Below are 21389 nucleotides of genomic sequence, written 5' to 3'. Positions count from 1 at the left end.
TTAAAAAAGCAATAAAATGAATATAAAAAAATACTTCAAAATAAGTCTTGGTGTAGCTGTTTTAGGAGCTTCCCAGATTTCGTGTATCAAAGATGATAATTGGGATGCGCCAGAAATGGTTTGTAATAACAAATTTGATGCACCAACAATGACAATGGCAGAATTTGTAGCAAAATCTCCAGCAGCAGGTGTTTATACTGTACCAGCACAAGATGCTACAAATCCAGCAGTTATTTTTGATGGATATGTTGTCTCTTCTGACGCAAGTGGAAATTTTTACAAAACAATATCTTTCCAAGATAAGCCAGAAAATCCGACAGTTGGTTTGGTTGTAGGTGTTAATAAATCTATGAACTACACTGATTTTCCAGTTGGAGCACACATCAGAATCAAAGCAAATGGAATGGTAATTGGAAAATCGAATGATGTTATCACTTTAGGTGTTAAAGATCCAGATTATGCTATTGGTAGAATACCAGAATCTATTATCGGAAGATTTATCTCTGGTGTATGTAATGGTAATGGTCTAGATATCGCAACAATAGTTCCGAAAGAATTGACATTGACTCAAATCAAAGATCCAAAATATGTAAATACATTAGCAATTGTTAAGAATGTACAATTTGCTTCTAACGAAGTAGGTTTACCATTGATGAATAAAGATCTTGCGGGAGCTTATGTAGATACTAATAGAAATTTGGTTGATAAAGATGGAAATACAGGAATTGTAAGAACAGACGGTTTCTTCAAAGGAACTTCGTATGTTATTCCAGATAAAAGTGGAGATATCACTTTTGTTGTAAGCAAATATGGAACAGGATCTAATCCTTATCAGAACATTATTAGAGGTGTAAGTGATATTAATTTTACAAACCCACGTTTTGCGACAGGACTATTAGGTGGTGCAGATATTACTTATTCAGGTGCTTTTACGGAAACCTTTGAAAGTTATGCTGTTGATCTTGCAAATTTCCCCAAGTATCTTAACTATGCTTATGTAGGGAACAGATATTGGCAGGTAAAAACATTTAGCAGTAACAAATACATACAAATGTCTGCAAATGCAGGGAATGGAGCTTTTCAAAATTATTTTGTTGTACCTGTAGATTTTACAGCAGCCAATAATTTTAGCTTTAGAGTTAATGTTGGTTTCTATAATGGAGATGCACTTAAAGTATATACAACAAACAACTATACCCCTGGTAGTGATATTGCAACAGCTACATTGACAGATATTACATCAAGCTTTACGATTCCTAAAACACCAACTAATGGTTATGGAGTTCTTGCTAACGCTGGAACATACAATATTCCTGCAGCATTGACTGGAAATGGATTCATACTTTTCAAATATGAAGGAGCTGGTACTGGCGTTACAACAACTATTCAGTTAGATGACATCAAAGTTCAATAATTGGAAATTTAATTTTTAAATGATAAAAAAATCCCGCAACTCGCGGGATTTTTTGTTTAAGCACTTTCAGAATGATAAGATTTCATCTTCTTCCAAATCTTGCGCCCAAAAAAAATAACAACAACCAATAAAGCAATTGCCAAAATAAATCCAATCACAGGAAGAAAAATCGCTAAAACCGACATCAATCCTGCACCCGCAGTTTCCGTTGTAGCTACAACATTATTTCCAATTCCACCAGTTGTGGCAGTAGAAGCGGCTCGAGTTCCGGCAAATCCCGAAGCAATCGTAGCAGCTGTTCCTCCTCCAGCAATCAACGCCAAAGCCCACTGTGGAAAAGTTCCCAATTCCATAAACTGGCTGGCAAACAAAACCGATCCCGCAATAGTCGCCAAAGGAATTGTAATCGTATCCAAAAAATTATCCACCACAGGAATGTAGTAAGCAAGGATTTCAATCACGGTTGCAACGCCAGTTGTGATGAGCGTTGGCAAGCCAGAAAGCCATTCGAAGTTATCGCCCATCGGAATCCATCCCATATAGGATGCAAGACTCACGGCAAACATTGGTAAAAAGACGCGGAAACCAGAAGCCGCAGCCAATCCTATTCCGATAAAAGCACTTAGTAAATAAGGTAAAATTTCTGACATTTGCAATTTTGTTTGAGAATAAAATTACAAATAAAAACAGATGCAAAGTAAAAATTAGTTAAGTCTAGCTTCTAAAATATCACATCTAACTTCTCTTTATAAGTCAGATTTCTTTTTGCAGAGGTTCAAAAATTGATTTTCTACCACAGAAAAATTCTCAGGCATTTCTTTGGAAGCCCAGAAAATCATCACGATAGATTTTTCTTTAAAAGCTTCCAGATAAATCGATTTATTTAATCGGTAAGATTCTCTCAACAAACGTTTTATGCGATTTCTGTCAACCGCTTTTTTGAAAAATTTCTTACCAACCGAAACGCCAATTCTGTGATTTGGAACAGAAAAACTGTCATTGGATTTAATATGAATCACACGGATGTTGTCCACAGTCAGCCACTTTCCTTTCTTAAAAAGATGGTCTATCTCTGATTTTCTTTTCAGTTTTTCGTGAGTGGGGAAACTGTTTATTTTCATCGGAAAATTTACTCTTTTCCCGTTAAATAATTAATGACTTCCGCGGCAGCATACAATCCAAAAATCGCTGGAATAAAACTAATGGTTCCGTAGAAAGAACGTTTGAAATTTGTCCCATCTGTCATTTTCAAACTGTCTTCGTCTTGCAATTCTGTGGAGAAAACACAACGGAATCCTTTGTCGATTTTTTCTTTTTTCAGGCGCTTTCTCACCTGTCTTGCGAGCAGACAATTGTTGGTTTTATGAATGTCGCGCACCATCACTTTGCTCGGGTCAGATTTTCCGCCCGCGCCCATAGATGATACCAATTTTGTCTTCGTTCTTCGGCAAGCGATAATCAAAGCGATTTTTGGAGTCAAAGAATCGATGCAGTCCAAAACATAATCGAATTTTTCGGATTGAAGAATTTCTCGCATCCTTTCTGGTTCCAAAAACTCATTGATTTTTGTCAAATCAAGCTTTGGATTGATGTCCATCAAACGGTCGCCAACCAATTCCACTTTGTGCTGTCCAATTGTAGAATGAAGTGCGGGCAATTGTCGATTGATATTGGTAATATCCACAATATCGCCATCCACGATCACCATTTTTCCAATGCCAGCTCTTGCCAAAAATTCTGCTGCAAAAGAGCCAACGCCACCCAAACCAACTACTAAAACTTTAGCGTTTTGAAGTTTCTCAATTCCCTCTTCTTTGATTAGCAATTCGGTGCGTTCCAGCCAAAATTTATCCATTCCTAATGATATTATCTAAGTTTTCCCACATTTGATTTTTCAGATTTTCCAGCGTGATGGATTTGATTTCAGACACTTTTTCATAAAGCTTAATGATTTCAAAATCAGCATCGTCTGTCTCCAGAAACAATCTTTGAATGGGAATGTTTTTAATTATTTTTTGCAAAGATAAGTTTTCTAAGGTTGCTCTTCCAAAACTCAAGTGAAAGCCTGCATCCAGAAGTTCTTGGGCAACATTTTCTTTTTTATTAAAACCGTGAATCACCAAAGGCACTTTCGCTGTTTTATAATGTAAAATCTGAGAAAATCTGCGTACACAATGGATGATGATTGGTTTTTGGATTTCCTCTGCCCACTTAATATGTACTTTGAAAATTTCGTTTTGAAGATTTTCGTCAATGGAAATAATGCCGTCCAATCCGCATTCACCGATGGCCAAACAGTTTTCTGACATCGAAATCGTTTTGATTTTTTCAAAATCTGATTTCCAGTTTTCTGTGATGTCTTTTGGATGCAAACCTGCAGAAAATTTCCCAGCTGGAATTTCTTCGTTGAGATTCAGATTATAAATCCCAGTTTTGCTAAGTTGATGGTGGTGAAAATCCAAAAAATCCATAGTCAAAGATAAAGGTTTTTGATTGTTTTTTTAAACGCAAAGTACGCAAGGATTTTTTTGAAATTATTGAAAACATTTTAAGGTTCGTAAGGGTGTTTACTCTCAACTAAGAATGTAACGCTCACTTTGTCATTCCGGAGGAATCTAGACTGTTGAGATTCCTCCGGAATGACAAAAGCTGATGGTTATGACAAATTTCGTTTGATGATGAATGATGAAACTTTGCGAAGCGCAGCCCGACTTGAACGGAAATCCTTTTTTGCGTGAACTTCGAGTTCTATTGATAAGGAAATCGTTGGCAAAAAAGATTGGGAGTGGAAGGCGGATAAAGCTGCCCAAATCTTACAATCAATGATAATTTGTAATCTATTGTAATTAATGAAAATAAATGTTAATTTTACATTCTATCCTTGAAAACGAATGAGAAAGAAATTTACAGAAAAACAAATAAATATCCTGGATGTTGCGGAGGAACTGATTGCGAAAAAAGGCTTCGATGGGACTTCGGTGCGTGATATTTGTACGAAGGCCAACATCAATGTGGCGATGATTTCTTACTATTTTGGGTCCAAGGAAAAGATGATGTCTTACCTTTATCAATACCGTGTTCAGCGCACGAAAGAGAGTTTTTCGGAATTCGCTCAGACGATAAAAGAGGGCAAACCGGAAATGCAAATGAAGGAAATCATCAATTATATTGTGTCTTTGCTTTTCAAATACAGCTATTTCCACGGGTTTGTGACGCAGGAAATCCGGACTTTGGAAAATGTGAAAGATGACCTTTTGGAATTTTATCAGATTTGCGTGACGAGGCTGGATGATATTGTGAAAAAGGGAATTGTTTCCGGCGTTTTCCACAATGCGCCAAAGTCGGAAGATGTGCTGACGATGATTATTGGTTCCACATTGTTCGTCATCAGAAACCGAAATTTCTATGAACTTTACATCCCTGCAAGCAACGATGCGCAATATATGAAAGAGGCGGAACAAAAACTCAGAAGCAGTATTTTGCTGAGTGTTTTTGCGCTTTTGGATTATGATGCGGAGTGATTTTTTTAACCACAAAAGTCACAAAAGTTTTTTTGTTTTTTAGATTCTTAAGTTCAAATAAGTTCACAAAAGCATTTCTTTTTTATTCTTTTGAATAACTTTAAATTCCTAATTTCTTTTGTGACTTTTGTGGTTTTGTAAGTTATTTCTGAGTTAATTTCATAGCTTCATTAATATAAAACTCGACTTCTGCCGGACGGTTTTTTGCGTCTTTTTGTTCGCCTTCTTTATTCCCGAAACGTACGATGATCATATCATATTCCGGAACTACAATCACGTATTGACCGTAAAGTCCACGAAGATAATAGTGGTGGGTTTTCGAATCGTAATTGGTCCAAACGCCCATTCCATAAACACCATTTGAGTTTTGAGTTGGCGTAATCATTTGACTCACAAATTTTTCATCAATCAGTAGAACGTTCTCAAATTTACCACCATTCAAAAGTAACGAGCCGAGTTTTGCAAAATCACGAGCATTGGATTGGATGCAACAAAAGGTTTTTTCAACGCCTAATTCATCGGTTGTCCATTCCGCATTTTGTTCCATTCCAAGGGGTTTCCAAAGTTTTGCTGAGGCATAATCTGCGAGAGGAACTCCAACCGCTTTTCCAATCGCAAATCCCAAAAGTAAAGTGGCGCCACTTTGATATTCGAATTTTTCGCCTGGATTTTGTTTTAGATTTCGCTTGAAAATAACGTCTGCCAAAGAAAATCCGTAGTAAGCCTGTGCATTTGGTTTGAAGGGATTTTTATAATCTTCGTCCCAATCCAATCCGGCTTCCATAGATGCGAGATTTCCTAAAGTCAGGTTTTTGCCAAATTCTTTTTCGGAATATTCTGGATAGAAAGTGGAAATGGGTTGATTGATACTTGCGATTCTGCCGTCATCAATCGCTTTTCCCAAAAGCAGAACACTCACAGTTTTTGCCATTGAGAATGAGTTGCTGGTGGTGTTTTTTTTGTAATCATCCCAATATCTTTCCTGCAAAAGTTTCCCGTTTTGAATCACCAAAAAAGAAACGGATTCTGTGTCTTTTAGATGTTTTTCTAAGGCTTGAGATAATGGTTTTTTATTGTAATTAATGTCTGTAGGCCAAGGTTTTGGTTGGGCTTTCGAAATGATTTTGGAAGGAAAATATTCTCCATCGTCTATCGTAGAGCTGGTTTCTCCACGGAGATATGTGAGTCTGACGCCTTTGAAAAGATAATTGTAGCCAGAAATATAAACCACCAAAATAATTGTGGCAACAACGAGAAGAAATATATTAAGTGGCTTTTTCAGCATTTCAAAAACTTTAATGTAAAAATAAATTTATTTTGCTCAAATAACGATATTTTTGTTTGGAATGATTTTCGATTTTTTCCTAATCTTATGAATGATGATTTAAAAAAACAACAACTTCGCAACCACAAAATGCTGGCAACGGGATTATTTATCTTGATGGCAGTTGTCTTTGTGGCGATGACAATTCTTCAAAAACAGAATCCTTCGCATTGGATTGGTTACATCCGTGCATTTTCGGAAGCGGCGATGGTTGGGGCTTTGGCAGATTGGTTTGCGGTGACTGCGCTTTTCAATTATCCATTGGGATTGAAAATTCCACATACCAATTTGATTGAGAATTCTAAAGAGAAGATTGGTGATAACCTGGGAAATTTTGTGGTGGAGAATTTTCTTTCGCCTCAAAATATCAGACCTTATATCCAGAAACTAAAAGTTTCGGTTTACGTTGGCGATTGGCTTTCAAAAGATAGAAATCAAAATGTTTTGATTAATGAATTGTCATCGATTTTAATTAATATCATTAATAAATTGGATGATGAAACCGTCGTGAAATTCATTACGAACAAAGCTGAGGAAATGGCTGATTCAATTAAACTCAATTCTGTCATCGGAAATGGAATCGAATATATTCTTAATAAAAACGACCATCAAAGATTGATAACAGGACTTAGTTCTCAAATCAAAAATTATATTTTGGAAAATCGACAATTGGTTACGGAAAGAGTAGAAAAAGAAAGTTTCTTCTTCATTCCAAAATCAGTTGATTCTAAAATCTCAGAAAAAATCACAAAAGGATTAAGCGATTATTTCCGAGAAGTAGAAGAGGATTTGAAACATCCATTAAGAACAGAAATAACGAATAAGATTTTCGAATTTTCAAAAGAACTGAAAGAAGAACCAAAATGGGAATCGGAGTTTGAAACCATTAAATCGGAATTTCTTCAAGGTGAAAAGCTAAATCAATATTCCAATGACATTTGGCAATCTTTAAAATCATCATTAATAAAAGAATTGACCGATCAAGATTCTAAACTCAAATCTTACATCAAAAAAAATCTGGATGGGTTTGTTTTCAATCTTCAAAACGATGAGCAATTCCAAAACCGAATTGACCATTGGGTTAGATTGACCGCTTACAAATACATTCTGAAAAACACCAAAGGTTTCGGGGAATTAATTAGTACAACTGTCGGAAATTGGGAAGGAAAAGAACTTAGTCGAAAGTTGGAATTGGAAGTTGGGAAAGATTTACAGTTTATTAGAATTAATGGAACTATTGTTGGTGGTTTGGTTGGATTGATAATTTATACAGTTGCGAATTTTATATAAAAAAAAGATTTGACAAAGATTTGAAATTTTGGCAAAGTAGAACATAAAAAAAACCTCCAATGCGGAGGTTTCAATTTTTATTTCTGTCCGAGAATCTTCTCGATAATTTTGTGTGTGATCATATAAGTTGGCTTCACACCAGTCAATCCTAGTCCGCCGGAAGATAGTGTGCTTCCTGTTTCCAAAGGATTATCCGAAGCGTAATAAGCATACATCACAAATAGATCCGGAGAAATGTGATGACGAATTTTGCTCGCTACCTGAATTGCTTTTTGGTAATGTGCACCTTCCATTTCCAGTCCGATGGCTTTCCAAGAAGTTGTCATAAAGTAAGATAAGATGTCTTTGTTTTGAAGTGATGTTCCCAAAACTGTAATCATCGGTCCTTCAAAAGCTTTGATTTCATCGTCTTGGAAGTCATCCAGTTTCAAAGCATTCTCGAAAGTGTAATTGTCGGCAGTTCCTTCGAAAATATGAGATGTTGGAATCATAATATCGCCTTTTCCGCCAGTCAAGATTCCGGCTTTTCCCATTATCGATACCGATTTTACTTTCATCATATAAACTTCGCCTTTTACTTCGTAAGGTCTTAATAACTCGTCCATTACCTCAAAGGCTTGTTCTCCGAAAGCGTAATCGAAAACCAAAATTACATCGTCTCCTTTATATTTCTGACCAGCGAAAACAGAGTTCTGAAGATTGGTTTTAGCAAGGTCGATGATTTGAACATCGATATTACTTCCGCTGTTGTCATCAATGTAAATCATTCCTTCGTTCAGGGCGTGATCTAAAACTTTAGTTTGAAGGTCTTTCTTGTTGCTGATGTCTGCAAATAGTTTGTAATCAACAGTTTTCGTTCCTTTTTTGCTCAAAGCATCATTGGCAAAAAGCATATTTTTCACAGAGTGCATATTGGCGCTGATGATGTGAAGCGGACGCATATGCAAGTTGTTCTCTACCAAAACCTGTTTGATTTTGTTTGCCCATCTTTCTCCAAAAAGGTGATGTCCAACTCTCTCTTGTAGTATTGATGAGAAATAAATTTCGCGTTGGCTGATCTCTTTCCAATCAGTCAAACTTACTTGTCCAAGCCAATAGATGATTTTGAACAAACGGTCAGGGTTTTTATCATCGCCGAAGCTATTATAAGCATTCAAAGTTTCGTCAAATGTTCTTCCTAAGAAAGACGAAAGATGAATCAATGCAACTTCTTTTTCTTTTCTACTGTGTTTTTTCTCGCCTTTCGCAACTTCTTCTATGATTTTCCAGATGCGTTTTGGTCTGCCATCTTCGCTCATATCAAAACCAATATTTCTGATTTTGTCTGCTTCCAGATATAAGAAAGTAAGGTGAGTCAAAATATCATAGATCTCGGAACGTCCCAATAGAACTTCGATGTTCATCTGATGTTCATCGATTCTGTAGCAATTTCTGCGTCTTTTCTTCGGAACGATTGGCTCGAAGCTCCCCTTGTCAAAACCTTCGTCAGACGTTAAATGAATAAAAGAACATTCCTCGATGCCTTCCGGAAGACGGTCAAGAACATAAAGTAAACCGTCCAGTTCTATCTTATTAGGAATGCTCATACTTCCGTAGATTTCAGGATTGATGACCATTAAGAGTTTTCTTAATGACTCGCCCGAAACACCTGAAGGTTTGAAAAATCCTCTGTAAAATAAATGTCTCATAGACACGTATAATCTTTCGATAGCCTCTGTGGTTTCTCTTGCTCTTGAATTTGCCATATATTAAAATTTTTATAAAAGTCTGCGAAGTTACAAAATTTAAATTAAATCGTTAAGTGATTGATTTTTAATAATTTAATATTAGTTAGTTTTTTAAGTAGAATTGGTCTTAAAATTAATCTTTCTCCCGAACACGGAAAAATAATTTTCAAAATAAATTTTATTCATATTATGATAATACTTCTGAAATATTATTTGTTTAGATTGAAGTTTTATTAGCCTTGATTTTTTAGGGGTTATTTTGGAATTTAAAATTAATTTTAAAGAAAATAGCATAAAATTTTAGGGGTAAATTAATTTTAGTTTAAAAATTTTGTAAATTTGCCCAGTTTAAAACAACAAACTTATATGTCAACATTAAGATTCAAAGCCCTAGCCGAGCTTCCGTTCAGAAATTACAGACAAGACAACGCCATTGACATTCCGTCAAAATTGTCGGAATTGTTTTGCCAAAACGTTTTCTCAGAAGAAACAATGAGAGAATATTTGACAAAAGAAGCATTCCAATCTATTTTGGATGCCATTAAAAAAGGTGCAAAAATCCAGAGACATATTGCCGATCAAGTTGCTGTTGCAATGAAAGATTGGGCAATGTCCAAAGGTGCAACTCATTATACGCACTGGTTCCAACCATTGACAGGTTCAACTGCAGAAAAACACGATTCTTTCTTTACGCCAATCGAAGGTGGAAGAGCAATCGAGAGATTTAGCGGAGCTTTATTAATTCAACAAGAACCTGATGCTTCTTCTTTCCCAAATGGTGGAATCAGAAACACGTTCGAAGCAAGAGGATATACTGCTTGGGATCCAACTTCTCCAGCTTTCATTATGGGAACTACGCTTTGTATTCCTTCTATTTTTATTTCTTACACTGGCGAAACTTTAGATTATAAAGCGCCTTTATTAAGAGCATTAAACGCCGTTGACGAAGCTGCGACCGATGTTTGCAAAGCTTATTTTGATAAAAATGTAGCGAAAGTAACGCCTACTTTGGGTTGGGAACAAGAATATTTCTTGGTAGATACGGCTTTGTATCAATCCCGTCCAGATTTAGTTTTAACAGGAAAAACTTTGTTGGGGCATTCTCCAGCAAAAGGTCAGCAGTTGGATGATCATTATTTTGGTTCGATTCCAACGAGAGTTATGAACTATATGAAGGAATTGGAAATCGAATGTATGAAGTTGGGAATTCCTGTGACAACAAGACATAATGAAGTTGCTCCAAATCAATTCGAACTAGCGCCAATGTTTGAAGAAGCGAATGTTGCGGTTGACCACAATTCATTATTAATGGATATTATGGCAAGAATTGCGCACAAGCATCACTTCAGCATTTTGTTCCACGAAAAACCATTTGCCGGCGTAAACGGAAGTGGAAAACACAATAACTGGAGTTTGGCGACTGATACAGGTGAAAATCTTTTGAGCCCGGGAAAAAATCCTAAGAAAAATCTTCAATTCTTGACTTTCTTCGTGAATACATTGAAAGCGGTTCACGATTATGCAGATTTGTTGAGAGCATCTATCGCATCAGCAAGCAACGACCACAGATTGGGAGCAAACGAAGCGCCACCAGCAATTATTTCTGCTTTCATCGGAAGTCAATTGTTCCGAGTTTTGGAAGAATTAGAAAAAGTAACCGACGGAAAATTATCTCCTGAAGAAAAAACCGATTTGAAACTAAATGTTGTCGGAAAAATTCCTGAAATTCTTTTGGATAATACCGATAGAAACAGAACTTCACCGTTCGCATTCACCGGAAACAAATTTGAAATCCGTGCTGTTGGTTCTTCTGCAAACTGTGCTGAGGTGATGACGGTGATGAACGTAATCGCTGCAAAACAATTGAAAACTTTCAAAGCTGAAGTGGATGCTTTGATTGAAACTGGATTGAAGAAAGACGAAGCGATTTTCAATATTCTTCGTGAATATATCAAGGACTGCAAAAGCATTATGTTCGAAGGTGACGGATATTCCGACGATTGGGCAAAAGAAGCTGAGAAGAGAGGTTTGAACAACTTGAAAACAACGCCAGAAGCGCTTAAGCAAGAATTAAACAAAAAATTCGTTGACCTTTACGAAGAATTAGGAATCTACTCTCACCGTGAATTCGAAGCGAGAAACGAAATTAAATTAGAAAAATATTCTACCGTAATCGACATTGAAGGAAGAGTTTTGGCGGACATCGCAAGAAACCACATTATTCCTGCCGCTTTGAATTATCAAAACAGATTAATTGAAAACGTAAGAGGTTTAAAAGAAATCTTCAGCGAAAAAGAATTCAAAACTTTAGCAAAAGAACAATTGAGCTTGATTTCCCAAATTTCTGAGAATGTTTCAAAAATTAAAGTTGGCGTAGATGACTTACTTTCCGCAAGAGATGAAGCTAAAAATACATCAGGAAGTCAAAAACAGGCAGAATTGTATTGCTCCAGCGTAATTCCTTTGTTTGAGGTAATCAGAGAAGGTTCTGACGCTTTAGAAATGATGGTGGATGACGAGCTTTGGCCAATGACAAAGTATAGAGAATTGTTATTTACGAGATAGGAAAAATCTAAAACGTTAAAGTATCTTAACTAAAAATAAAAGCGCAAAGTCTAAATAAAGGCTTTGCGCTTTGTTTTTCTTTAACATTCTATAAAAGACTGTTAAATTATGTTAAACTGGAGAGCTCCGAATTTGATTAGGAAGACCCTTCCACGAGATATGGCTAAATTTGCTTTGCATTTGACAAAAAACCAATCAAGTTTAACAAATAATTAAATATATATATGAAGAAAAGAGTTCTAGTTTATTTCTTATTTGTCGCCACATTTTTCTCTTTGCAATCTTGCGTTTCAAACTATGTGGTTTCTAACAATCCAACGTACAAAAGTGATGCCAAGTTTGCGTCTCTAGACATCAAACCTATCACGAATAATTCTGATAATCAAAGCAAAAAGGTTTTAGCTTCTATTTCCAATGCTAATGCTTACATCAAAAGATCTGCGATAGAAAACGCAATCAAACACAGCAATACAATCGATAACATCTTATCCGAAGCTGAAAGTTACCTGGGAACGCCTTACAGATTCGGAGGAACTTCCAGAAGCGGAATAGATTGTTCAGCATTTGTACTTTCTGTTTTTGGCGCAGCAGCCGGGATGAATCTTCCAAGAGTAGCAGCACAACAGTCAAAAGAAGGTGATTCTGTAGAGAAAGCAGAACTTCAAAAAGGAGATTTGGTTTTCTTCTCGCACAGAGGCGGTAGAATCTCACACGTAGGAATCGTAGAAGAAGTAACAGCAGAGGGAGAAATCAAATTCATCCACGCAGCCACTTCCAAAGGCGTAATGGTTTCATCGCTGGACGACAACTATTGGGGACCGAAATTCAAATTCGCAAAAAGAGTCATCAAAGAAAATAACTTTGCAACATTAAATAATTAGATAGCTGATCATATTCAGAGAAACCTCAGAAGATATTCTGAGGTTTTTTTATTTGAATATTTTTGCACTTTGTCAAAGTTTCAAATCTTTGACAAAGTTTAAATGTCCATTATTAATTATAAGACTAAAATAAGCGGTCGTTTTGTCATTCCGAAGGGAATCTAAACTACTTTATTTTAGTGTGTTGAGATTTCTGCGGAATGACAAAAAAACTGGTAATAACTAAGTTGTTGCTAATCGCAAACATTCATTTAAAATTTTTAAGATTCCAAAATCAATTCCTGAATTTTGGATTGAACTTCTTTACTCTTAAGTCTCAAGATTAGAAAGTACAATTCCGGAAACTGTACCGCAATTTCTTTCCAATTCTGGTTTAGTTCATAAATATTGTCAATGCCTTGCGCTAAGCTTGCCAAAAAGTGCGGTTTTCTTTGAATCAAACCACGGAATCCATAAGCGCCGAGAACCTGCAAAAAACGCATCATTTTCATCCATTCAAAAGATTCTTTCAAGGCTTGCTTCTCGGATTCATTTTCCCAGAAAGAAAGATAATATTCCAACATTTCTTCTTTGAAATCATTCGGAAAATTAGCTTTGGCTTGGTAGAGAAAAGAAATCACATCATAAGTCGCAGGACCTTCCATCGCCGATTGGTAATCGATAAAGAAAACATCGTCTTTCTCATCAACCAAAATATTCCGCGATTGGAAATCCCGAATCATTAAGGTTTTAGGTTCCAATTTCTGAATGATCTCATAAATACTTTTGAATTCTTTCAGCAAAGTGGATTTATGATATTCGATTTCCAGAACATCGATCAAGAAATTTTTGAAATAATACAAATCGTGCGTGATGGGCAAATCGTCATAACTCTCGTACTCAAAACTATGTCTGAAATCTACTTTTCCCAAAGTTTTAGTTTGAAGCTCGAAGAGGTTTTTCAAACTTTTTTTAACTAAAATTTTTACACGATCAGACAATCCTTCCTCCGAAATAACTTCGGACAAAGTTTGACTTCCCAAAAATTCCTGAACATACAAATCCCGATTGTCATTGATTTTGAAAACCTTTGGCGTATTAAGCTCCAGACTTTTGAACAATTCGGAGAAATAGAAAAATGCTTCATTCTCACGATTGTTTTCATTGTACGTGATGACGAATTTTCCATTCTCAGAACTTCCGATATAATTGATTCGGGACGATCCGCTTCTTGGTAATTCGGTGAAAGAGTCGGCGGGTTTTCCTGTGAATTCTTCAAAAAAATGCTTGTGTTCCTGCATAAGACAAAGTTAATTAATATTAGAATTTGAAGCACGAAAAATTGTAATTTTGCCCAATGAAAGATTTTCTGCCGGTTCTGAAGATTCTGTTGCGCTTTGTTGTCATCTATATTGTTTTGGTTTTGCTGTATCAGTTTTATCTCAATAGTTATGCGAACGAAGTTGTGGATCCGTTTACCAGATGGGTCGCAGTTCAGGTAAAATGGTTGCAGGATGGCTTAGGTTTTCCAACGGTTTTGATAGATCATATGAAATTTCATAGCGTTTTGTTTCAAACCGATGGGAAAATCACGACAAGAATGGTGGAAGGTTGCAATGTGATTTCTGTTGTAGTACTTTTTGCGGCATTTATTTTTGCGTTTTACAAAGGCGCAAAGACATTTTTGTTTGTTTTTGGCGGTATTGTTTTGCTTCATTTTCTCAACGTTTCCAGAATTGCTCTGTTGAATATTATTTTTCTAAAATATCCAGCTTACGAAAAAGTCGGTCACGATTACATTTTTCCCGCGATTATCTACGGTGGGGTGATCATTCTTTGGTTGATTTGGATTCAGTTTTTTGCTTTGAAAAAAAGCGATAAATCTTAATTATCAATGTAGAATTTTAATTTTTTTTGACTTTGATTGCTGATTGTTAGCAATTAAGAGTATTTATTTTTGTAATTTTGTCGTCTAACACACGAAAAAAACAATGAAAAATAAATTTATTCCCCAAACTGGGCTTTTTGCCAGCTCGCTACAGAATCGAACTGATTCGAACACTTTACAAATCGTTTTTTAGAAAAGCTAATTTACTCTCGTAAGTAAATAAGGAATTTATGTCTTTTCAATCTTAGATTGGAATTGTCATAATGCTATTTCTATATCAAAGAATTAAAAATTTTTTGTAAATGTTTGTATTCGTATCAATTTTCAAACGTCAAAAACGCCATGAAAATGCTTAGGTATTTTTGTGTTTTAATAGGTGTTCTCGGGTTGGTTGCCATCCGTGGGGTAGAGGATCATTTCTTTTATGATCCGTTTTTGATTTTTTTTAAATCTGCCAATCATTCTGCAACATTTCCCAGTTTTGAGTGGGGAAAATTGGTTCTGAATCATCTATTTAGATTTGGTTTGAACACATTGTTTTCATTGATTATCATTCACTTTCTATTTCTAGACAAAGAATGGACGAAGCAGGCTTTGATTTTGATAACCTTGGTTTTTGTAATCGTTTTTCCAATTTATTTGCTGTGCATCTATGACCGATTCCAATTTGGATATTTGTTTTCATTTTATGTCCGGCGGTTTGTGATACAGCCATTGCCAGTTATTTTGATTATTCCTATTTTTTATTACCGTAAGAAGATTGTTCAGGATAATTTATAGATATCCGCCACCGTTAACTTTGAAAGAGACATTGGTAGCTTTATATTTGCCATCGCTCATTTTGAAATTGCCAACCTTAACTTTGCAAAAGACAGTGGTCGTTTTGAAATTACCATCACTAACTTTGAGTTTGCCAACGCGAACTTTGAAGTCGCCTTTGGTCACTTTGAAACGGACGGCAGTCATTTTGAGGCGGACGGCGCTCATATTATAAATGACCGTTGGCGTTTTGAGTTTTCCTTGATAGGATTTGGATTAATTTTCCAAAGTATGCTTATCTGGCTGGGAAATATTTCCGCCGTTCCAATCCACTTTTTTTACAAAGTCAAATTGTCGGACCGGGCAATTTTCGATTTGGCAAATGGCGCAAGATGTTGGTTTGCAATCGTCCATATGGAAGTTAAATTCTACTTTTCTGTCTGTGTTTTTTGCAATTAGTTTGATGACTTCTTCCATCTCGTTGTGCGCCGTTCTGAGTTCGAAATACCAAGGAAGCGTCAAATGGGCATCGATGTGAAGCCGGCTTCCAAATTGCTGGATTTTCATATTGTGAATATCAATCCATTCTGCTTTTCTATTTTCATTGAGGAATTTTGCCAGTCTTTTCAGCATTTCCGGGTCGGCTTCATCCATTATTCCGCTTAGAGATCGGCGAATGATTTTGTAGCCAATCACGATGATATAAATTCCGAAAAGTAACGCCACCACAGAGTCTATCCAATAAATCTTGGTAAAATAAACCAAGACCAAACTCACGACAACGCCCAAAGTTGTAATCGTGTCGGATTGCAAATGTTTCCCAGAAGACACTAATACAATAGAATTTTCTGCCTTTCCTTTTTGAATGGAAATATACCCCAAAACATAATTTGCGATCGCAGTTGCTGCGATAATCCATATCCCCCAATCCAACTTGTTGAGGACTTTGCCGGAAATTAAACTGTTGGATCCTTCATAGATAATCATAATCCCGGCGATGCAGATCAAAGCACCTTCTATGGCGGATGTTACGAATTCTACTTTCCCGTGACCGTAAGGATGATCTTCATCACGAGGTTTCGCTGCGAGATAAAGGGAATAAAGCCCTAAAAATGCACTGATGATATTCACGATGCTTTCCATCGCATCAGAAAACACGGAGTCTGAGTTGGTAATCTTCCAGGCAAAAATCTTACCGACGAAAAGAACAATTCCCACCGCGGCAATCCACTTTTGAAATGCGATATTGGAATTTTGTTGTTTGTTTTTTTCCATTGCTAAAAAAAGAATCTTCGAGGTTTTCGAAGATTCTTTGATTTTTGTTAGTTTAAACTAAGTTGTTTGCTACCAAGTATTCTGCAATTTGTACTGCGTTTGTCGCAGCGCCCTTTCGAAGATTGTCTGCCACAATCCAGAGATTCAGTGTGTTCGGTTGCGAGAGATCTCGGCGGATTCTTCCTACAAAAACATCATCTTTTCCTTCTGAGTATAAAGGCATTGGGTAAACGTTATTTTTAACATCATCCTGAAGAACAATTCCTGGTGTTTCGGAAAGGATTTTTCTAACTTCATCAAGATCAAATTCATTTTCGAATTCGATGTTCACGCTTTCAGAATGGCCACCTTGTACGGGAACTCTTACAGCTGTTGCGGTTAAATTGAAAGTATCGTCGCCCATTATTTTCTTAGGCTCTTTCATCAATTTGATTTCTTCTTTCGTATAATCATCATCAGAAAAAACATCGCAATGTGGTAATGCATTTTTGAAGATCTGATAAGGATAAACTTTCTCAGGACTTTCGCCTTTGATTTCAGAATTTAATTGATCTACCGCTGCTTTCCCGGTTCCAGTTACAGATTGGTAAGTTGAAACAACAACTCTTTTGATATCATATTTGATGTTCAAAGGGTGAAGAACCATTACCAATTGGATTGTAGAACAGTTTGGATTTGCGATGATTTTGTCTTCTTTTGTCAGAACATTCGCGTTGATTTCTGGAACGACCAATTTCTTGGTTGGATCCATTCTCCAAGCTGAAGAATTATCAATCACAACTGTTCCAACCTCAGCGAACTTAGGAGCAAATTCCAATGAAGTATTGCCACCTGCAGAAAAAACGGCGATCTCGGGTTTGGCTGCAATAGCGTCGTCCATGCTAACGATTGTGAATTCCTTGTCCTTGAACTTGACCTTATTACCAACAGATCTCTCTGATGCTACGGGAATTAACTCGGTGATTGGAAGATTTCTCTCCTCCAAAACTCTCAGCATAACTTGTCCAACCATTCCGGTTGCGCCTACTACAGCTACTTTCATTTTTTATAAGTGATTAATGATTAATGATAATTGATAAATCTATTGTGTTTTTATCAGATCAATTTTTTAGAGTTTAAATTAATTAAACTCCGAAAACTCTTGCCCAAGGGAATGCAAATACGAATAGCGCAATTGCTACCAATCCTAATGACATCACAGGAATGGTCAATTTTTCGATTGTTTTGAATTTTTTGTTGATGATGGTCATCAATACTGCGGCGATCAGCATAGAGAACGGGTGCTCTACGTATGTGAATCTCAAATCAGCATTTTTCATCACTGCGCCCATATCCAAGCCTTTTGAAGCACTCATAATCAGCATAATGATTCCGATTAAGAATTGAACGTGAAAAAAGATCATTGTGAACAATGTTGTTTTTTTCAAGCCTTTTGAAATTTTCCCACTGTAGCCAAACATTGTGACTAGTAAAAGGATTAAAAATGCAGCAACCAAACCTAGTTCCAAGTAAGCGAAACCTTTGTGTGCTGATTTTAAAATGTTGTAAACTTCCATATTCAGATTTTTGATTGACAAAGATAGAAAAAATCCCGACAGATAGCCGGGATTTGGGTTGTTAATTAAATTGTAATATTCCCTAGAAAATATATCTAATACCAAGCTGTCCTTGCCATCTAGATATAAGATCAGAGATGTTGTAAGCTTTGTTATCCTGAGGAGCTCGGAAAGTATATCCACCGCCACCAGAAGTAGTATAAGTGATCAACTGATAAGCTTGGTTAGATACGAAGTAGCTTTTACCCCAATCTTTGTTAAGAAGATTTCCTACATTGAAGATATCAAATGTCAATTGGAATCTGTGAACTCTGTCCTTGATTGTAATTCCCAAATCTTGAGTGATTCTCATATCGAATTTGTGTTCCCAAGGTGTTCTAGCACCATTTCTCTCAGCATATTGTCCTCTTCTAGTTCTCAAGTAAGGATCTTGCTCGATGAAAGCATCCAATGCAGCCCATTGTTGTGCAACTGTTGCTGGGTTAGATCCTGTTAAAGCAACTAATTTAATTTCACTTGCTGTTTTAGGAACATAGATAAGATCATTAGAGAAAGCACCATCACCATTCACGTCACCATTATACAAATATGTGAAAGGCGATCCTGATGTTCCTGCGTAGAATAGACTGAATCCTGTTGCAAATGCTTTGTTTCTTCCATACTCTATTCTGTAACCAGCACTTCCAATAGTTCTGTGTCTGATATCGAAGTTAGAATTTGCTAAAGAAGGATTATTTGGGTTTGTTACAACTTGTGTAAACTCCCAGTTAGATAGTGCTGTACTACTATTACCATCATTAATAGAAGCAGATTGACCGTGTGTGTAAGCTGCCATTAAATCTAAACCGAAACCGAATGATTTTTGTAATTGAGTTGTTAAACTATAAGTATAACCTCTGCTAGAATTACTCATTAAAATAACATTGGTAAAATCGGTAGCATTCACTCTTTGTCCAGCATAATTAGGTCTTGTATCTGCACCACCAGATAAAGCAGGATTGATGCTTGCATTGCTTCCAGAAATATTGATGTCAGAATATACAATGTTATTCATTGTTTTTGAAACCATTCCTTCCAATGTCGCGTTGACTCCTCCAGGTAGTCTGAAGTCTCCAGCTAAGTTGAATCTCAATACTTGAGGGATTTTGAAATCATCGCTTACTAGATTAACCTCAGCACGCGTAGATCCTGAACCCATATTTTGTTGATTTTCAATATTTGGGTCAAATCCATTGCCACCGTTGATACCAGTTGTTCTTGCATCAACTGTACCGAACAGCATTCCACTGTTTGTAAACTGGTTAGACAACCAAACGAAAGGTACTCTTCCAGTGAATACACCAGCACCACCACGTATTACAAGAGATCTATCGCCGTTTACATTATAATTAAATCCAGCTCTTGGTGCCCATAACAATTGTCCGCTTGGCGTATTGTCTGTTCTGTATCCAGGGAAAGCAGCTTCGATTTTTGGATTTCTTAAAGGTTCATCACTAATGATTGGAACATCTAATCTAATACCATATGTTAATCTAAAGTTTTTGAAAACCTCAGATTCTCCTTGAGCGTAGAATGCTAACTGAGCAGCACTGAATTTAGCTTCTGGTCTTGTTTGTCCTGGAACAAGAGAATATGTTGCTCTAACTCTCGCAGGAACATTGTTTAAATAATCTGCTACACTGTTAAAATCCCATCTACCATTCAAGTTGTTGATGAATAAGTTTCTGAAACTGAAAAATTCGTTATGAGTTCCTAAAGTGAAAGTGTTTTTTCCAACATTCCATTTGAAGTTATCAGTCACTTCAAAAATAGTTTGGTCTAATTCATTAGCAAATGAACTTCTTTGAGACCCAAATTCTGCAGATGCTCCTGAAACTCCTCCAATATTCAAAATAGTGACTTGTGGAAAAGGGCTTCCCGCTGTATCACGACTATCTTTGATAGAAGAATATCCTAAGATTAAGTTATTTGAAAAACTACTGTTGAAATTACTTCTTAATTCAGCAACTAAACCACTTTGTTTATTCGTGAATTTATAAGCATTGTTTCCAAATCTGAAGAAGTTCCCACTTCTTGATATGTTGTCATCAAATGCATCGATGTAGTTATAACGAATTGCTAACTGGTGCTTGTCATTGATATTCCAGTCAATCTTTCCAAAAAACTTGTTGTTTTGAGTTTGGATGTCTTGAGGACCATAGCTACCAACGTCATATCCATACTTTGAAAGTGTGTAATCTGCAATCTGCTGAGCAATGTCATTGGTCATAGTACTTCCGGCTTCTCCAGCGTTGAAAGCTAAAGGAGAAGTTCTTCTTCCAGATTCTGCATTGAAGAAGAAGAATAATTTATCTTTAATTATAGGACCACCAACTCTAAAACCGTATTGTGTATCGCTAAATTTTGAAGATTTTTCACCCGTGATTACACTTTTACCAATTGTTTTTTCATTTCTTCCGAAGAAATATAATGAACCTTCAAATTTGTTAGTCCCAGATCTTGTAACTGCATTTACGCCTGCTCCTGTAAAGTTTCCTTGAGTAACATCGAAAGGAGCTAGAGCTACTTGGATTTCTTGAATAGCATCCAATGAGATTGGCTGTGTGCCAGCTTGCCCACCAGGCGTACCAGAACCAGAAAGTCCAAATACATCATTGTTTACAGCACCATCAATTGTAATATTGTTGTATCTGTTGTTTGCTCCTCCAAAAGAGTTTCCATTAGCCTGAGGCGTAAGTCTTGTAAAGTCTTGAAGAGATCTGCTTAGAGTCGGCATGCTTTCTATTTGCTTTTTGCCAACAACGGTTGTTGCTCCATTTTTTCTAGAATTTCTTCCAATAGCAACAATTTTCACTGCATCAATTGAAGTTTCGCTTTCATTTGTCAACATAGCGTCAGCAGCAAAAGGCTCACCTAATTGAAGATATACATCATCATATACAACAGGTTTCAAATTAGCATAGGTAATTTCAATTGTATAAGGACCTCCAACACGAAGATTCGGTAGATTGAAATAACCAGAGCTGTTAGAAACTCCAGAATATACAGTTCCAGAAGGTTGGTGAACTGCTTTGATTGTTGCTCCAGCAGTTTTTTTACCCGCAGATTGAGTAACAACTCCACTTACACTACTAGTGGTTACCTGTGCAGTTGCTGTGAAAAAACCGGCAAGTAAAATTGCAACGATTAGTGACTTTTTCATTTTCTTAA

Annotated in this window: 19 protein-coding genes; 7 read left to right on the top strand and 12 right to left on the bottom strand. The window is 36.4% G+C overall.

Annotated elements, in window-relative coordinates:
• Positions 1-16 precede the first annotated feature (16 nt).
• Positions 17-1414, top strand: coding sequence for a M949_1556 family lipoprotein (locus tag B0I22_RS09780; RefSeq protein ID WP_133944474.1), 1398 nt, complete (start codon positions 17-19; stop codon positions 1412-1414).
• 56 nt (positions 1415-1470) lie between these two features.
• Here the strand turns inward: B0I22_RS09780 and B0I22_RS09775 are convergent, their stop codons facing one another.
• The 4 genes from B0I22_RS09775 to B0I22_RS09760 all read right to left on the bottom strand — a co-directional run bounded on the left by B0I22_RS09775 (position 1471) and on the right by B0I22_RS09760 (position 3885).
• Positions 1471-2064 carry a DUF4126 domain-containing protein gene (locus tag B0I22_RS09775; RefSeq protein ID WP_133944473.1) on the bottom strand — a complete coding sequence of 198 codons (594 nt, stop codon included), beginning with the start codon at positions 2062-2064 and terminating at the stop codon, positions 1471-1473.
• Positions 2065-2160: 96 nt separating this feature from the next.
• Positions 2161-2535, bottom strand: coding sequence for a ribonuclease P protein component (gene rnpA, locus B0I22_RS09770; RefSeq protein ID WP_133944472.1), 375 nt, complete (start codon positions 2533-2535; stop codon positions 2161-2163).
• Positions 2536-2543: 8 nt separating this feature from the next.
• Positions 2544-3269 (bottom strand): tRNA threonylcarbamoyladenosine dehydratase, encoded by a 726-nt coding sequence (locus B0I22_RS09765; RefSeq protein WP_133944471.1) that lies wholly within the window; start codon positions 3267-3269, stop codon positions 2544-2546.
• Positions 3262-3885 (bottom strand): TatD family hydrolase, encoded by a 624-nt coding sequence (locus B0I22_RS09760; RefSeq protein ID WP_133945151.1) that lies wholly within the window; start codon positions 3883-3885, stop codon positions 3262-3264. The genes B0I22_RS09765 and B0I22_RS09760 overlap by 8 nt, the downstream gene beginning before the upstream one ends.
• Positions 3886-4305: 420 nt before the next feature.
• Here B0I22_RS09760 and B0I22_RS09755 point away from each other — a divergent pair, with 420 nt between their 5' ends.
• Positions 4306-4935: a TetR/AcrR family transcriptional regulator gene (locus tag B0I22_RS09755; RefSeq protein WP_034963774.1), complete on the top strand. Its 630-nt coding sequence runs from the start codon at positions 4306-4308 to the stop codon at positions 4933-4935.
• 142 nt (positions 4936-5077) lie between these two features.
• On the opposite strand, the gene B0I22_RS09750 is transcribed toward B0I22_RS09755, so the two are convergent.
• Positions 5078-6220 carry a serine hydrolase domain-containing protein gene (locus B0I22_RS09750; RefSeq protein WP_133944470.1) on the bottom strand — a complete coding sequence of 381 codons (1143 nt, stop codon included), beginning with the start codon at positions 6218-6220 and terminating at the stop codon, positions 5078-5080.
• Between the two features lie 87 nt (positions 6221-6307).
• Between B0I22_RS09750 and B0I22_RS09745 the strand changes: the two genes are divergently transcribed.
• Entirely contained in the window at positions 6308-7549 is a 1242-nt protein-coding gene (locus B0I22_RS09745; RefSeq protein ID WP_133944469.1) for a DUF445 domain-containing protein, read from the top strand.
• A gap of 77 nt (positions 7550-7626) precedes the next feature.
• Here the strand turns inward: B0I22_RS09745 and B0I22_RS09740 are convergent, their stop codons facing one another.
• Entirely contained in the window at positions 7627-9294 is a 1668-nt protein-coding gene (locus tag B0I22_RS09740; RefSeq protein ID WP_133944468.1) for a DUF6909 family protein, read from the bottom strand.
• A gap of 348 nt (positions 9295-9642) precedes the next feature.
• Between B0I22_RS09740 and B0I22_RS09735 the strand changes: the two genes are divergently transcribed.
• Positions 9643-11841: a glutamine synthetase III family protein gene (locus tag B0I22_RS09735; RefSeq protein WP_133944467.1), complete on the top strand. Its 2199-nt coding sequence runs from the start codon at positions 9643-9645 to the stop codon at positions 11839-11841.
• Positions 11842-12065: 224 nt separating this feature from the next.
• Complete coding sequence (locus B0I22_RS09730; RefSeq protein ID WP_133944466.1) at positions 12066-12722, top strand: C40 family peptidase; 657 nt, start codon at positions 12066-12068, stop codon at positions 12720-12722.
• A gap of 260 nt (positions 12723-12982) precedes the next feature.
• On the opposite strand, the gene B0I22_RS09725 is transcribed toward B0I22_RS09730, so the two are convergent.
• Positions 12983-14002 carry an aminoglycoside phosphotransferase family protein gene (locus tag B0I22_RS09725; RefSeq protein ID WP_133944465.1) on the bottom strand — a complete coding sequence of 340 codons (1020 nt, stop codon included), beginning with the start codon at positions 14000-14002 and terminating at the stop codon, positions 12983-12985.
• Positions 14003-14058: 56 nt separating this feature from the next.
• Between B0I22_RS09725 and xrtF the strand changes: the two genes are divergently transcribed.
• Positions 14059-14589 (top strand): exosortase family protein XrtF, encoded by a 531-nt coding sequence (gene xrtF, locus B0I22_RS09720; protein WP_133944464.1) that lies wholly within the window; start codon positions 14059-14061, stop codon positions 14587-14589.
• Between the two features lie 342 nt (positions 14590-14931).
• The gene (locus B0I22_RS09715) at positions 14932-15369 is read left to right on the top strand and encodes an exosortase F system-associated membrane protein (RefSeq protein ID WP_133944463.1); all 438 of its coding nucleotides are present in this window, start codon (positions 14932-14934) and stop codon (positions 15367-15369) included.
• Here the strand turns inward: B0I22_RS09715 and B0I22_RS09710 are convergent.
• From B0I22_RS09710 to B0I22_RS09690, 5 genes are all read right to left on the bottom strand, one after another.
• Positions 15364-15576: a hypothetical protein gene (locus tag B0I22_RS09710; RefSeq protein WP_133944462.1), complete on the bottom strand. Its 213-nt coding sequence runs from the start codon at positions 15574-15576 to the stop codon at positions 15364-15366. The genes B0I22_RS09715 and B0I22_RS09710 overlap by 6 nt on opposite strands.
• Before the next feature lie 48 nt (positions 15577-15624).
• Complete coding sequence (locus B0I22_RS09705) at positions 15625-16623, bottom strand: cation diffusion facilitator family transporter (protein WP_133944461.1); 999 nt, start codon at positions 16621-16623, stop codon at positions 15625-15627.
• Between the two features lie 52 nt (positions 16624-16675).
• A complete protein-coding gene (locus B0I22_RS09700; RefSeq protein WP_133944460.1) occupies positions 16676-17665 on the bottom strand; it encodes an aspartate-semialdehyde dehydrogenase in 990 nt (329 codons plus the stop codon).
• Between the two features lie 82 nt (positions 17666-17747).
• Positions 17748-18179 (bottom strand): hypothetical protein, encoded by a 432-nt coding sequence (locus tag B0I22_RS09695; protein ID WP_133944459.1) that lies wholly within the window; start codon positions 18177-18179, stop codon positions 17748-17750.
• An 82-nt stretch (positions 18180-18261) separates the two neighbouring features.
• Positions 18262-21381: a TonB-dependent receptor gene (locus B0I22_RS09690; RefSeq protein WP_133944458.1), complete on the bottom strand. Its 3120-nt coding sequence runs from the start codon at positions 21379-21381 to the stop codon at positions 18262-18264.
• Positions 21382-21389 lie beyond the last annotated feature (8 nt).

This window comes from Epilithonimonas xixisoli (genome assembly GCF_004365655.1).
GTDB lineage: Bacteria > Bacteroidota > Bacteroidia > Flavobacteriales > Weeksellaceae > Epilithonimonas > Epilithonimonas xixisoli.
The sequence above is the reverse complement of the archived record's forward strand: the minus strand, read 5'-3'. Positions and strand labels throughout refer to the sequence as shown.

Coding starts and splice junctions, on each gene's coding strand:
- B0I22_RS09780 (WP_133944474.1), top strand. CDS start 17: ATGAATATAAAAAAATACTTCAAAATAAGTCTTGGTGTAGCTGTTTTA.
- B0I22_RS09775 (WP_133944473.1), bottom strand. CDS start 2,064: ATGTCAGAAATTTTACCTTATTTACTAAGTGCTTTTATCGGAATAGGA.
- rnpA (WP_133944472.1), bottom strand. CDS start 2,535: ATGAAAATAAACAGTTTCCCCACTCACGAAAAACTGAAAAGAAAATCA.
- B0I22_RS09765 (WP_133944471.1), bottom strand. CDS start 3,269: ATGGATAAATTTTGGCTGGAACGCACCGAATTGCTAATCAAAGAAGAG.
- B0I22_RS09760 (WP_133945151.1), bottom strand. CDS start 3,885: ATGGATTTTTTGGATTTTCACCACCATCAACTTAGCAAAACTGGGATT.
- B0I22_RS09755 (WP_034963774.1), top strand. CDS start 4,306: ATGAGAAAGAAATTTACAGAAAAACAAATAAATATCCTGGATGTTGCG.
- B0I22_RS09750 (WP_133944470.1), bottom strand. CDS start 6,220: ATGCTGAAAAAGCCACTTAATATATTTCTTCTCGTTGTTGCCACAATT.
- B0I22_RS09745 (WP_133944469.1), top strand. CDS start 6,308: ATGAATGATGATTTAAAAAAACAACAACTTCGCAACCACAAAATGCTG.
- B0I22_RS09740 (WP_133944468.1), bottom strand. CDS start 9,294: ATGGCAAATTCAAGAGCAAGAGAAACCACAGAGGCTATCGAAAGATTA.
- B0I22_RS09735 (WP_133944467.1), top strand. CDS start 9,643: ATGTCAACATTAAGATTCAAAGCCCTAGCCGAGCTTCCGTTCAGAAAT.
- B0I22_RS09730 (WP_133944466.1), top strand. CDS start 12,066: ATGAAGAAAAGAGTTCTAGTTTATTTCTTATTTGTCGCCACATTTTTC.
- B0I22_RS09725 (WP_133944465.1), bottom strand. CDS start 14,002: ATGCAGGAACACAAGCATTTTTTTGAAGAATTCACAGGAAAACCCGCC.
- xrtF (WP_133944464.1), top strand. CDS start 14,059: ATGAAAGATTTTCTGCCGGTTCTGAAGATTCTGTTGCGCTTTGTTGTC.
- B0I22_RS09715 (WP_133944463.1), top strand. CDS start 14,932: ATGAAAATGCTTAGGTATTTTTGTGTTTTAATAGGTGTTCTCGGGTTG.
- B0I22_RS09710 (WP_133944462.1), bottom strand. CDS start 15,576: ATGAGCGCCGTCCGCCTCAAAATGACTGCCGTCCGTTTCAAAGTGACC.
- B0I22_RS09705 (WP_133944461.1), bottom strand. CDS start 16,623: ATGGAAAAAAACAAACAACAAAATTCCAATATCGCATTTCAAAAGTGG.
- B0I22_RS09700 (WP_133944460.1), bottom strand. CDS start 17,665: ATGAAAGTAGCTGTAGTAGGCGCAACCGGAATGGTTGGACAAGTTATG.
- B0I22_RS09695 (WP_133944459.1), bottom strand. CDS start 18,179: ATGGAAGTTTACAACATTTTAAAATCAGCACACAAAGGTTTCGCTTAC.
- B0I22_RS09690 (WP_133944458.1), bottom strand. CDS start 21,381: ATGAAAAAGTCACTAATCGTTGCAATTTTACTTGCCGGTTTTTTCACA.